At 64.9% G+C, this 12,198-nt stretch carries 17 protein-coding genes and 1 tRNA gene; 4 read left to right on the top strand and 14 right to left on the bottom strand.

Annotated elements, in window-relative coordinates:
- The first annotated feature begins 23 nt into the window (after nucleotides 1-23).
- A tRNA-Leu gene (locus IPG63_15390) sits at nucleotides 24-110 on the top strand.
- A 423-nt stretch (nucleotides 111-533) separates the two neighbouring features.
- On the top strand, nucleotides 534-719 hold the full coding sequence (locus tag IPG63_15385) for a hypothetical protein (GenBank protein MBK6728583.1): 186 nt from the start codon (nucleotides 534-536) through the stop codon (nucleotides 717-719).
- Nucleotides 720-1,242: 523 nt separating this feature from the next.
- Here IPG63_15385 and IPG63_15380 read toward each other — a convergent pair.
- The 13 genes from IPG63_15380 to IPG63_15320 all read right to left on the bottom strand — a co-directional run bounded on the left by IPG63_15380 (nucleotide 1,243) and on the right by IPG63_15320 (nucleotide 9,780).
- On the bottom strand, nucleotides 1,243-1,650 hold the full coding sequence (locus tag IPG63_15380) for a hypothetical protein (protein ID MBK6728582.1): 408 nt from the start codon (nucleotides 1,648-1,650) through the stop codon (nucleotides 1,243-1,245).
- 231 nt (nucleotides 1,651-1,881) lie between these two features.
- The gene (locus IPG63_15375) at nucleotides 1,882-3,051 is read right to left on the bottom strand and encodes a phage major capsid protein (protein ID MBK6728581.1); all 1,170 of its coding nucleotides are present in this window, start codon (nucleotides 3,049-3,051) and stop codon (nucleotides 1,882-1,884) included.
- Nucleotides 3,052-3,056: 5 nt separating this feature from the next.
- Entirely contained in the window at nucleotides 3,057-3,719 is a 663-nt protein-coding gene (locus IPG63_15370; protein ID MBK6728580.1) for an HK97 family phage prohead protease, read from the bottom strand.
- A 113-nt stretch (nucleotides 3,720-3,832) separates the two neighbouring features.
- Nucleotides 3,833-4,135, bottom strand: coding sequence for a hypothetical protein (locus IPG63_15365; protein ID MBK6728579.1), 303 nt, complete (start codon nucleotides 4,133-4,135; stop codon nucleotides 3,833-3,835).
- Between the two features lies 1 nt (nucleotide 4,136).
- A complete protein-coding gene (locus IPG63_15360) occupies nucleotides 4,137-4,397 on the bottom strand; it encodes a hypothetical protein (protein MBK6728578.1) in 261 nt (86 codons plus the stop codon).
- A 48-nt stretch (nucleotides 4,398-4,445) separates the two neighbouring features.
- Nucleotides 4,446-4,733 carry a hypothetical protein gene (locus tag IPG63_15355; GenBank protein MBK6728577.1) on the bottom strand — a complete coding sequence of 96 codons (288 nt, stop codon included), beginning with the start codon at nucleotides 4,731-4,733 and terminating at the stop codon, nucleotides 4,446-4,448.
- A 223-nt stretch (nucleotides 4,734-4,956) separates the two neighbouring features.
- On the bottom strand, nucleotides 4,957-5,805 hold the full coding sequence (locus IPG63_15350; protein ID MBK6728576.1) for an ATP-binding protein: 849 nt from the start codon (nucleotides 5,803-5,805) through the stop codon (nucleotides 4,957-4,959).
- Nucleotides 5,802-6,737 carry a hypothetical protein gene (locus tag IPG63_15345; GenBank protein MBK6728575.1) on the bottom strand — a complete coding sequence of 312 codons (936 nt, stop codon included), beginning with the start codon at nucleotides 6,735-6,737 and terminating at the stop codon, nucleotides 5,802-5,804. The genes IPG63_15350 and IPG63_15345 overlap by 4 nt, the downstream gene beginning before the upstream one ends.
- Nucleotides 6,724-6,945: a hypothetical protein gene (locus IPG63_15340; GenBank protein ID MBK6728574.1), complete on the bottom strand. Its 222-nt coding sequence runs from the start codon at nucleotides 6,943-6,945 to the stop codon at nucleotides 6,724-6,726. Before IPG63_15340 ends, IPG63_15345 begins: the two co-directional genes overlap by 14 nt.
- Nucleotides 6,942-7,133 carry a helix-turn-helix domain-containing protein gene (locus IPG63_15335; GenBank protein MBK6728573.1) on the bottom strand — a complete coding sequence of 64 codons (192 nt, stop codon included), beginning with the start codon at nucleotides 7,131-7,133 and terminating at the stop codon, nucleotides 6,942-6,944. The genes IPG63_15340 and IPG63_15335 overlap by 4 nt, the downstream gene beginning before the upstream one ends.
- 121 nt (nucleotides 7,134-7,254) lie before the next feature.
- Entirely contained in the window at nucleotides 7,255-7,821 is a 567-nt protein-coding gene (locus tag IPG63_15330; GenBank protein ID MBK6728572.1) for a hypothetical protein, read from the bottom strand.
- Nucleotides 7,811-9,064, bottom strand: a complete 1,254-nt coding sequence (locus tag IPG63_15325; GenBank protein ID MBK6728571.1) for an integrase family protein — start codon at nucleotides 9,062-9,064, stop codon at nucleotides 7,811-7,813. Before IPG63_15325 ends, IPG63_15330 begins: the two co-directional genes overlap by 11 nt.
- Nucleotides 9,065-9,591: 527 nt before the next feature.
- Nucleotides 9,592-9,780: a hypothetical protein gene (locus IPG63_15320; GenBank protein MBK6728570.1), complete on the bottom strand. Its 189-nt coding sequence runs from the start codon at nucleotides 9,778-9,780 to the stop codon at nucleotides 9,592-9,594.
- A 385-nt stretch (nucleotides 9,781-10,165) separates the two neighbouring features.
- Here IPG63_15320 and IPG63_15315 point away from each other — a divergent pair, with 385 nt between their 5' ends.
- A complete protein-coding gene (locus IPG63_15315) occupies nucleotides 10,166-10,408 on the top strand; it encodes a DUF433 domain-containing protein (protein ID MBK6728569.1) in 243 nt (80 codons plus the stop codon).
- Nucleotides 10,405-10,776 (top strand): DUF5615 family PIN-like protein, encoded by a 372-nt coding sequence (locus IPG63_15310; protein ID MBK6728568.1) that lies wholly within the window; start codon nucleotides 10,405-10,407, stop codon nucleotides 10,774-10,776. The genes IPG63_15315 and IPG63_15310 overlap by 4 nt, the downstream gene beginning before the upstream one ends.
- Nucleotides 10,777-10,887: 111 nt before the next feature.
- Here the strand turns inward: IPG63_15310 and IPG63_15305 are convergent, their stop codons facing one another.
- Nucleotides 10,888-12,066, bottom strand: coding sequence for an ankyrin repeat domain-containing protein (locus IPG63_15305; GenBank protein MBK6728567.1), 1,179 nt, complete (start codon nucleotides 12,064-12,066; stop codon nucleotides 10,888-10,890).
- Nucleotides 12,067-12,198: the final 132 nt, after the last annotated feature.

Here is a 12,198-nt window from a genome sequence, read left to right as displayed (position 1 = left end):
GCTATGATGCGCGCCCCTGCACGGCCGGTGTGGCGGAATTGGTAGACGCGGCGGACTCAAAATCCGTTTGTGGTGACACAGTGTGGGTTCGAGTCCCTCCACCGGCACCAGCACTTGCGGCAATTTCCTAGAATTCGCATTAAGTGTTGGGATACCTCGGGGATACCCTGAGAATACAAAAAGGCCACCCATGCGGTGGCTTTTTTGTTGCCTCGATTCCAGGTGATTGCCGGCATCGGTCGCAGGCGGTCCCGGCAGTGATCGCAGGCTCGGTCCCGATGTTTCGCAGCAACGGCGGCGCCAGGTCGCAGATGGTGAGGCGCGAGCCTTGGATCGTCGCGCCAGATCGGCCGGCGTCGGGAGTGCAGGACGTTCAGCGCTTACCGCCGCGACGGCTCGGCCTTCGTGCAGGTCGGGCAATTCAGCGATTCGCCCACTTCGCCCTGCGACATTTCGCACCCCATTCTCCGATTCCGTCCGATGTTGGATCGGGCCGCACGGCCGAGAATGGCGACATGTCTCCGGAAGCCGCCATGACCGACACCGAATCCGCGCGCCAGTGGATCAAGCGCCTGCAAGCCGAACTTGCCGAACTCGAATCGAGCCCCGACTATCTCGGCACGCAAGCCACGATCGAAGGCATCCGGGAGGAGATGGCCAGGGTGGAGCGGTTGATCGCCGACGCCGCGCGCCGTCATTCAGAGCCGGCGCCGGCATGAACTCGATCAAGCTCTCCAAGGTCAGCCGGTCAATCTCGGCTTGCTCGTCCGAGGATGCCCGAGACCGCACTCGGCACTGCGCGAAGTCGCGATGCCTTGAAGCTCGTCCAACGCCGCCCGCAGTAGCGCATCGGTTCCGCAGTCGCGCAGGAAGTGAGCCGCACCACGCCGACCATGATGCGCGTCGCCGAGCACGCGGCGCGCGGCGAAGCGGAGCACGTGCCCACGCTCCACGATGCAGCGATTGACCGCCCAGGCTGAATAGGCTTCCGCCATGCGATCGGGCCCGCATCGCGGTTCGTAGCAGTCAACGGCATCCGGCGCCAGACGCGCAGCAAGCTCGCGCAACAGCGCATGGCATCGTGAGGCAGCCAGCGTGTCCAAGGCGCCTTGCTGAAGCGCTTGCGCTTGATCCAGCGCGGCCGCAACAAGGTCGGCAGTCAGAACGAAACGGAAGTCGGAGCCGGTGGTCATGCGACGCAAGGTAGGCGCGCCGCGTCTCAGCACATGATCCGCACAAGCGTCAGCCGATCGGCTTGCGCTTCAGTGCTGAAAATGGATTGTCCGCGCCGCTCGATCCGATGCCGGCGGCGACGCGGCTTCGATCCGCAGGCGTCATCCCGAGGCGCGCGAGCATCGTTTCGAGCCGCGTCAGCATCGCCGGCGGCATCATGCCGACGCCACCAACGCGGAACGTCGCGAGCAACGCGGCAGTGACTTCAACCGCGATGCGATCGCCGAATCGCAACCATGGCGCCAAGCGCTCTATTTCGAGCCAGGCGGCGCGTTGATCGGGTCGCATGGTGTCCGGTGGCGGGCCGAGCGCGCGATCGTCTACGGGCTCGCTGGCGCGGTCTGCGTAACGGCCGGGATTCTTGGCCAGGGTGCCATTGATCGCGAGCAGCGAAGTCGGTTTGCGTGGTCTGGCCATGGTCGGTCTCCTACAAACTGCCGGGACTCCGGTTTCGTGGACGGGTTTTTGTGACTCCGGCCGCGTGCCTTCATTTCAGGCATTCCAAGTTCGCAACCACGTACCGGGGGTAGGTGCCCCGAGCCGGTGGATAGTCGGCTCGGGGCGTGCTCGATTGCTACGCGGCACGAGCAGGCCGCACTGACGACGGAACAAGTTGCAGCCGGGCATCGTCAGTCCATCCCGGCAACATCAGGTGAGTGAGCCCAGGTCAACCCGGCGAAATGCCGATTCGTTGAAGATCGCGAGACCGAGGCGAGCCTCGACCAGGATCAGGACCAGATTGCGCGTGCGGTAGTCCAAGTGATCGCGCGACAGGAAAACCGTCGGCTGCATGCGGTCGCGGACTTCGGTTTGCGCCGTGTCGCCGATGACTGCGGTCCCGGCCGGAACGTTCGGATTGGTGATGATGGCGCGGTTCCACAACGTCGGCGCTGCCGGCGCGGCGGGGTTGCCGAACAGGTAGCGGGCATCGGCGGACTTCATGGTTTGGACCGTGAACCAATCCGTCGGGTTCAGCAAAATCACGTTGGGCGAATGGCCGTCGGTTTCCATGGCAACGATGGCGGTGCCGAGGCGATCGACGATTGAATCCGGCGATGTCGCGATCGCCGTGGCGGCAGTGTGCAGCCCTTCAATGTGCAGTCCGGTTCCGGAGCCGACGATCAATTGCTGTTCGATCTTCGCCACCACCGAATGCGCCAGGATGCGCGACAGCTCGGCCTGCAATTGCGTGTCGTCATCCAAGACTTGCGCGCTGCAAGTCGTGTGCACCGCGATCGTCGCGACGCGGCCGGTGACGAGTTCGCCGTCGAATCGCATCGGGGCCTTTTCGTCGCCCTCGCCGTCTTGGACTTCAGCGCCGCCGGATGCCGAAATGCGGACATACTCAAACGTGCCGGTCGTCTGCGGTACTGCCGTCAGAACATCGAGCAGGCGAAGCGGACGCATCGCGTAGCCGTGCAGGCCGGGCAGGCGTTCCACGCGGCCAGGATAGAGACCGTTTGCAGTGTCCGGGTCGCCGGTGTCCGTCAGCAGCGCCTTGATCGACAGCGGCAGCGAATAGCGCTCGCTGCGATCCATGCGGCGCTGGCGGAAGTGCTCGAAGGATTCGGATTCGGTGATGCTCTTGAACTGCATGCGGCCGGCGTTCGTGGGCGCGGCTGCGCCATAGCCGTCATCGCGTGCGAGCTTCTGTTCCGTTTCCTGCAGGCGCGCCAGAATCTCGCCGTGCTTGGCCTTCATTTCCTTCTGTTCGGTGGCGACGGCCTCGATCGTCTGCGCGGCCTTCGTCAACAGCGCGGCGGCGGCGTCGCCGTCGGCGCCCTGATAGTTCTTCGTGCGAATGGTTGCGGTGTTCATGTCGATTACCTCGCGTTGGCGATTCGAGAAAGTGCGGCCTTGACGGTCGCGGATAGTGGTGCGTGTTCGGCCGCTTCGGACTCGTCGCGAGTCAGGGCAGCCCATCCGCCGGCAGCGAGACGTTTCGCTTCGTTTGCCGACAGGTGCAGCGCGTCGCGAGCTGCATGTTCAAAGTCTTTGCGGCTGGAGAATCGTTCCGCCATGGACTTGACGGCGGTCACGATCGCGCCAGCCTGCGCCGGCACTGATACGAGCGACAGCTCTGCCCAATCAATGCGCGTGAATGTCGGGACGCGCGCGCCGTGGTCCATGTCCAAGACGACGAAGCCGGGCGACAGCGCGAGCGCGCCGGGTCCGGCTTGCAGCAGCGCGTGGGCGCGCCGGCCGCTGTCCGTGCCGAGTGCGATGCGTCCAACGACTTCGAGGCCGGCGGCGGTTTCCTGCGCGTCGATCAGGACGCCGATCGGTTCGGCTGGGTCGTGTTGCCAGAGCAGCGGCGGCAGCGAGCCGCGCTTGCGCCAGGACGCGAGTGATTCGGCGAAGGCACCGCGGCGGAAGGCTTCGCCGTCGCGATCGACGGCCCAGGTTGCGGCGATGCCGGAAAACTCGCCGGCCGCATCGGGCTTGGCGAGTTTCAGAACGAAAGGCGTTGCGGTTGCGATGCGCATGGAAACGGCTCCGGGAAGCGGATGGATCAGGCTTCAAGCTGGAGCGCGTTGCGCGCTTTGTCGACGCGTTGCGCGGCGACGTGCGCATGATAGCGCGCTCCGTGAGGAACTGGTCAATGCATCGGAGCGCTCGGTGTGATGACTTGAACCGACGCGAGCGCGACGCGATTTCCGCGCCCGTCTTTCACCGAGAGCACGATTCGCGATTGCGCGCCGAACTCGAATTCGAGCGCGAGCTTCGAGCCGTGTTCGACCGCGGCACGGGCCTTGCTCATCACCTCGCCGCAGCGGGCGTCGCTGCGCGCTACGTCCAGCATCTCGCGCGCCAGCGCTTGCGCCGCGCCCAAGGCGTCCTTGGCCGCGCTGTGCTGTTCGTCGGCCCCGTCAGCGGGTTGTTGTCGCCGGGTGCGTGCCATATCACGCCGCTCCGGCCAGGACGGCAAACGTCGCGATTTCTTCGCGGCGCTTGGCGTTCGCCACGGCGATCGTCGCCGTTCGCCTGCGGCCCATGCCGAGCGTGATCTCGACGTGTCCGCGCATCCGGCGCACCGCGTGCGCTGCGCGGGTCCTTGCGCGCTGGGTCGCCGGGTCTGGCGACGCGAGCAGCGCTTGGAGGATTGCATCGGCGGAAGCGGACGCACGGGAGATGGCGATTGCGGTGGTTGCGGTGGCGATCATGGTCTTGCTCCTTTCGGTGGGTGGGAATTGCTCAGAATTCGCCGCGGGTCAGTGGATAGCGCCGCCGGCCAGATCAACGGTGACGTTCGCGATCGGGAAGCGCGCGTCGTCTGCGTCGTCTTCGCCAACCACTGCGAGCAAAATCTCAGTCTTCGCGCCGAACGCGAACGTCACCGCGTAGCGCGCGCCGCATTCGACCAGTTGGCGCGCGGCCGTCGTCGCTTCCGCGCATTCCGGATCGGCGCGCGCAGCCCGGAGCATCTCGCGCGCCAGGTCGAATGCGGCATGCAAGGCGGCGGCGGTCCGGTCGTTCTGACTGGTGGTTTCGGGCGTCATGGGTCGTTCCTTGGTTGGGCTGAATCAAGTTTCGCCGTCGCGGCGGCGTCGGTAGTCGGCTGCGCCGGTTTCGCCGGTTTCGCCGGTTCTCGGCAATTGGCGCAACCCGCGAGACTGGCGGACCGGCTGCGCCGGTTTCGCCGGTTCGGCGGTAGGGGGTGTGGGGGATTGGAGCGGCGCAGAAACCAGCGCAAACCGGGAGCGTTCGCGTAGCGCTTCGCAGTCATTTCGGCGCTCCGACGACATGGGTCTGCCAGCGGCCAAAATCGTGTACGCAGATCTCGACGGCCTTGGGCCGCAAAATCGCATCGGGTCCAGAAGGCGGGATTACGCCGCGCTGCGAAGGGCCGGCGAGGATGACGACCGAGTTCGTTTCGCGCAGGCGATCGGCGACGCGCTCGCCGAGCAACGCGGGCAGCTCTTTTTCGCGAGCGTTGCTTGCGATCAGGGTCGCCGCGCGCTGCGTGTAGCGGCCATCGACCAGCGCGAACAACGTCGCCGCCTCGAACTCGGTCAAAGCCTTGACGCCGATCTCGTCCAACGCCAGCAGATCGCAGCTCATCGGGCCTTCCATCGGCGAACGGTCGTCAGCGTGGCGCTCGCCGAATGACGCCTTCAGGTCAGCGACCAGCTCGGGGAAGCCGACGTACTGCGCCGCCACGCCGTCTTTGCACAGCGTGTTGACCAGGGCGCACAGCGCCAACGTCTTGCCGGTGCCGACGGGCCCGAGCAACGTCAGCCCATCGCCGTCGGCGAGCCGATCGCCGATGTTCGCCATGTAGTTGGCTACTGAACTCCGAAGCCGCTTCGCGCTCGCGTTCACCGGCTGGATGTGGCCGATCGTCGCGCACCGATAGCGCGTAGGCACGCCGGCGTTTTCGTCCCACGCGCGGAATGTGCGCATGCTTTCGGCGTGCTCGCGCTCGATCTCGCGCAGGCGATCGCTGCAGCCGCTGCAGTCCGTTGGAGTGCGGCCGTAGACGGTCCGATCGCCGTAAACGCCATGCTCGGGGCATTGCCACGGCCCGCGGTTCGCCCTGCCCCGCGCCATCGCCTCGTCGAAGCGGTTCATGTCGTTGCTCCCGTTTTCCAGCGCGCAAGTTGTTGCGCAGCCGCGGCATCGAGTTCGTCGTCGGTCCGGCCGTCTTCGCCAAGGCGCTGATGTGGCGTTGTGGAATCGTCAGAGCGCCATTCGTCGTTCCATCGTTTCCCGCGCAGGTATGTGGCAGGCAACGGCACGAAGCGGCGGTCTTGCCATTGATCGCAGGCGGCAATGCGTGCTGCAACATCAGCGTTGATCGCGTCGGCGAGTTGATCCAGCTTGCCGGATGCCCACGCCTTTTCTGCAGGCGCTTTCGCTTCCTTTCGTGGATAGATCGCCCAGAACTCATGGAAGCGATATCCAGGCGAAGCCGGTGATTGATTGCTCTTATCAAGTTGCTCTTTGGTTAAAGAGCAAGTTCGGGTCGCATCTATGCGACCGGTCTTGTGCACGGATGCGACCGGTTTTGTGCGTGCATGCGACCGGTCGGATACACGGATGCGACCGGTCACTTCCGCACTACCGGTTGCGTCGATATGACCGGTCGCGTTTGCACTACCGGTCGCACTCGCGCGACTGGTCGGCCACTCGTTACTTGTCGGCCACGCGGTCAGCAGGTAACGGTTTGGCCGATTCAGTTCGCGCTGAACCTCTATGTAGCCGAATCGCTCAAGCTCTGCGGCGCCGCGCATTCCCGACGTGCGGTGCAATCCCGTGATGCCGCGCATTCGATCGAAGCCGGGAAATGCCTTGCCGGTACGACTGTTCACGTGGTCAACGACGACGGCCAGGACGGCGACAGCAGCGGCGGACAAGCGCCTATCGACTGACGCATTTCGCAGCAGCAAATAGCGCTGCAACAGCGTTATCTCTGCCGCTGTATCATCGGCCTGCCTGAACTCGCCAAAGTCGGCAGCCGCGTCCCGCATCGTCGGGGCGTGTGCGTTTTCAGGCCCGTCCATCCGCCTCTCCCATGCACGCGCGCAGGCGCAGCAGGTGGCGGCGCAAGCCCTCCACAGTCGCGAGCGCGGCGTCGATATGCGCGACGGTGCGGAAGTCGCCTGCAGACTCGCCCAGGGCGTATGCGGCGGCTTCGACCGTGTTGCGCAATTCGCCGGCGCCGGGACCGTAGAGGCGACCGAGCGCGGCCAGGTGGTCGGCGGTGTTCATGCGGCGGCCTCGCGATCGTGCAGGTTCTCAGCGATCAATCGCGCGAGGTCGGGCTCTCGATAGCGAACAGCGTGGCCGATCTTCACGTAGGCGAGTGCCGGCCCGCCTCCGCGGCACCGCCACGCTTCGAGCGTGGATTCTTTGACGCCGAGCCGTTCGGCGACTTCGGACGGTTTCAGCAGTTTCATGCGGCGTGCTCCGGTGACGTGGGACGCCAGCGGGTGCGCTTGGCGTCAGCCCGGTTTCGTCGGGCTGACGTAGATTGGATATCGCGGAATGCGGAACTGCACCCTATCGAATGCGGTGCATTTATTTTCGCTTCTTCGGGTCGGCGAATTCGATCTTGGCCTCGCGCATCAATTCCGCTCCGTGCTTCTGCCACGCGGCGCTGTAAGACTTCGCGCTCGACGCCGGCACGGGGTGCTTTTTCTCCATGTTGTACTCGACGACGCGAATGATCGCATCCTCCGGGAGGAGGTCCTTCCACTCCATGAAATGCAGCACCTCGCGCGCGCGCGATTCGGATCGCCGGTCAGTCGCCACCTTGGGAGGCCTGCCCTTCTTTCCCGCGCGCTGCACTTGCAAGTCCACGGCAAGTTGCTGTGCCATTTCGCGTCCGCCACCGCGCGCCGCTCCATGGGTTCGACCGATGTCGTCATGGCGCCGGGAATGGACTGTGCGGGCGACCGCCAGCAGCCGGGCCGCCAGCCACGCGGCAATCGGTGCGGGAACAGGCACGCCGGCCGCGACGAAGGCGCTTGCGTGGCCGTAGAGCAGGGTCAGTGCCTCCTTATCGCCGGCCTCGGCGCGTTCGATCAGCTCGCTTGTGCCCGGCCGAAGCACGATCTCAACATCAACGCTGCGTTCACTTGCCATCGGAGTCCCCCTGATGCGAAACGCTGGCCAGCTCGATAACGCGATCCTCGATTCGCTGCATTGCACCGCGAAGCCGCTCCGCACTTGGAACGATGTAGCCCTCGGTCACGTCACTGCGGCCGGTGCGGTGATTGAGCAACCGCTTGACGGTGCTGCCGCTGATGTCCAACGACTCCGCGATGGTCGCGAATGTGCGGCGACAATCGTGCGCTGACACTCGGACACCGCACTCCGCGGCGACGGTCTCGAACCAGCCGCGAAGCGTGTTGTAGTTGAAAGGTTCATCCGGTTCCGACTTCGATCCGAAGACGTAGCGTCCACGCCTGTGTTTGGACCGTTCGCGAAAAATCGAGTGCAGCTCTTTCCCCAATGGCAGAACGTGGGGGTCACGGTTCTTGGTGTCGGGGATCTCGATCATGCCGCCGCGATCGTCGACGTAGGCCCATTCAAGCGCGCAGGCCTCGCCAGCGCGTAGCCCGGTCAACAACAGGCATCGCAGCAGGTCGGATGCGTCACGCGCGCCTGAGTCGCGCCGCCGGCCGCTCAATTCGGACACGGCGACCCACCATGCTGGAAGGTCTGAATCACGGATCAGCGTGCGCTTGCGGTTCACGTCGAACAAGAACGCGCCGGCCTCGCCTGCCCGTTTGCGCTTCGGGTTCGATGCCGGATTCGGAACAACGCCCGCGAAGTTGTAGAGCGCGCGCAATACGCGCACCGCGTTGTTCGCCCGCGCGCGCGATCGTTCTGCGCCGTGGCGCGTATGCCGGGACTTCAGATGCTCGCGTGTGATATCGGCAAGCGGCTTTTCAAGCCAATCCGCGCAGAACTCGCGCAGCACGTTCTGATAGTCGCTGCGTGTGCGCGGTTTCAGATCGCGGTTTGCTTCCAGGTACTCCGCCAGCCAATAGGCGACGCTCCGACCAACAGCGCGCTCGGCTCGCTTCGCCGCGTTGACGTTCTCGCCGGTCGCGATCTTCCCTTCGGCCTTCCTGAGTTCTTTGCGCGCCATGTCGACCGTCATGCGCGGCTGCAAGTCGGTTGCGCGCTTGAACGTCCCGAGCGTGACGCGAACGAATCGGCCGGCCACTTTGCGCCCAACGCAAAACGACTTCGTGCCACTACTCGCGACGCGCAGAACGAGAGCTGGATTCTTGGCGTCGCGGTACTCGACACGACCGGTCGGCGGCGATGGCAGCGCGTCTATCGCCGTGTTCGTGAAGTCGAACGAAAGCGCGGCCACTAGACGCAACTCCGCAAGAGTCCGTTGTGCACGCGGGGATACCGCGGGGATACCTTCTGCATCGAACTAGGCCCGGTTAAATCCGTTGCGCCTAGGCTATAACACGCTGCCTTTGTTGGCAATTTACGGCTGCATCCAATTGCGCCGGGATACCGCAGGAATGGCCGTTTTCGGACTCAAAATCCGTTTGTGGTGACACAGTGTGGGTTCGAGTCCCTCCACCGGCACCAGGCTCCACAAGAACCCGCGCGAGCGGGTTTTTTGTTGGGTGCGGGCGTAGGATCGTGGCCATGAACGAAGCTCGCGACACCCGCATCCAGATCGATCCCGCCATCTGCGGCGGGTGCCCGACTCACGCACGGTTGCCGATGTGGTCGGCCTGCGATCGCGCATTCTCTCGGCAACGGCGCTTGTCCTTCGGATTCCTGGCCGCTTGGCCTTCCTTGAACACGATCGTCTTCGGCGCCTCATCCATGAGTCGTTCGCGGCCGGCTCTTGCTCCGGCACGGCCGGCGGAGCCCACTACTTCATGCGGACGCCTGCTCGCGGCGCGTCTGAGATTGCGCAATGGCCTGCTCTACGCGCTGAATCTCTTCGCGAATGTCGTCGGCAATGTGCAACTGCTCCCGATAGTCGGAGCACGCTTCGAGTTTGGCCAACTCGGCGCGCAGGCGGCGGATCCACTGTTGGGCGTCAGCGATGCAGGTCTCGGTCACAGTGCGGCTCCAGGTACGTTGTCGACATAATCGACACGAACGGGCCGAGCGGCGTCGGAGGGTTTCGGATTCTGGCCTAGGAAATTTCGCAACTTTGCGTCTAGACGGCGGACTGACCCCAAAGCCCCCCGGCGTGAACGACGAGGAAGTCTTCGAGCTGTGCCAAGCGTTGGCGCGCGACGCGCGCGACAGCGACTCGGCGCTGCTGACCAGTGCATCCCAACCTTGGTGTGAGTAGATTCGTGAGTAGATTTGCGGCCTCGATCGCGACCGTCGAGGCGCATCAACGCGTGGAGCCGCGAGTTCGACGCCCTCCATCGCACCAGGCTCCACAAGAACCCGCGCAAGCGGGTTTTTTTTTGAGCGCGGGCGTAGAATCGTGGCCATGAACGAAACTCGCGACACCCGCATCCAGATCGATCCCGCCATCTGCGGCGGGCGCCCGGTGATCGGCGGCACCCGCGTTCCGGTGGCCATCATCGTGGGTAGTCTCGCGGGCGGCATGAGCATGGAGGAAGTGGCGCGCGAATACGACCTGCTCCCAGAAGACATTCGCGCTGCGCTGAAATTCGCGAGCGAGCGCTTGGGCGACGAATCGTTCCATCTCCTGCCTTCGCAGGCCGCGTGAAGTTCCTGCTCGACGCGAACATGCCGCGCTCGGCACTTGTGGTCCTGCGCGAAGCCGGACATGAGGCCAACCACGTTCGCGATCTGGGCTTGGGTGACGCCACCGATGCCGCCATTGACGATCGTGCACGCGCAATGGACGCGGTGATCGTCAGCCGCGATCTCGATTTCGCCGACGTTCGCCGATTTCCTCCGGAACTGCGCCCGGGTCTGCTGGTTCTGCGCATGTCCGACTCCAGCACAGCCGCCGATGTGGCCGGGCTGCTCTCGCGCTTTCTCTCGGCAACAGCGCTCGTTCAGCAGATTCCTGGCCGCTTGGCCATCCTCGAACCCAATCGCCTGCGCTTCCGTCCAGCGCTCCATCCATAAGTTATCTACGACCAGCACGAGCCCACTCGCCACGATTGTTCCGCCGGTCGTGGTCACAGCTCGGCAATGTCCTGCGACCCCGATCGCGCGCTGCAATTCGACGCCAACCCATCAATCGACCATCTGGCTCCAGTTGCTGGTGGCGTCGAAGCGCACGAAACGGATATGCGGCGCCTGTCGGAACAACTCGCTGTAGGAAAATTCCTGGCCGCGTTCGAGGCGCGCCAGGAAGGGCTCGAACCAGTCGAGCGGAAACTCCGGTCGGCGCTTGCGCACCTGTTCGTAGTCGGCGCGAAACTGTTCGATGCTGCACGGACAGGGTCCATCGTAATCGCCGCCGGAAAGAAACGGCGTGTCCGGCTGGCCGATGCGATAGATCAGCCCGTCGGCCTTGTCGTAGATCAGGCAGATGTCACGGACGCCGCGTGCGCGCGCCTCGCGTGATTGTCGCGGGCCATAGTCGCGACCGTGTTCGCGCAGCACTTGTCCGGCTTCGTTGTCGTGGCGTTGGGCAGCCAGGGCAAAGGCGTCCAGGCCGTCCGCATCACGCAGTTCGGGCACTGCGCCCAGGCGCAGCAGTTCGTGCACCAGTTCCGCCCGTTCGGCGGGCGCCAGACGCGCGCAGCGCAGGGCGAAGTGCAGCGGGTAGCCGTGACGCCGCCAGGCGACATTGGGCTTCGCTCCCGCCGCGACCAGCAGCCGCAGCGCATCGATGACACCGGCTTCGGCAGCAGCGACCAGCGGCACTTCGCCAAGCGCACTGGCGCCGTACTCCTGGGCGGACGTGCAAGTCGCTGCCAGACGCTGAACCAGCGGCAAGCGCCCGCAACGCAGCGCCTGCACGAGAAATGCACCACGGTTCGTGCCACAGGCGGCAACCACAGACGCCACGCGCTCGTCCTCCAGTTGCATTTCGGCCACCACCGCCATCGCCACCCGATCGACCAAGGCCACGTCGTGACCCAGTGGGGGCAACACCTCGCCCAGCATCAGCAACTCGATCAGGCAGCGCAGCTTTCCCGTCGCCAAGCAGGCTTCGGCCAGTTGCGTCAGCAACGCGCGCGAGTAGATTCCGAAGAGGTCGTAGATCTGCCCGGAGCGCCCCAGATCAAGCAAGTCGCGCAAGGCCTCGGCACGATCGAGACGCACCGCGCTTTCGACCAGATCAAGCCCGTCGCGCCGCAACGCGACACGCTCCTTGCGCACGCGCTGAACGCCGCTCCGCAGCCGCGGCAGGTCATCGCGCTCGAGCGCGTCGAGCAGTTCCAGCGCAACCGCGGTCGCATCCATGTACGCGCTCCTCAGGTTCAGCGGCTGCCGCGATTGTGCCGCGAAACACGGGCTCCCGGTCAGCCGCAACCGCGATTGCTCGGCACCATCACCCCGGGCTGGCCGCTTGACTGCCGCTTGCGCATGCACATA

The organism is Lysobacterales bacterium (assembly GCA_016703225.1).
Classification (GTDB): domain Bacteria; phylum Pseudomonadota; class Gammaproteobacteria; order Xanthomonadales; family Ahniellaceae; genus JADKHK01.
Note: the sequence above shows the minus strand (reverse complement) of the source record. Positions and strands in the feature narration are given on the sequence as shown.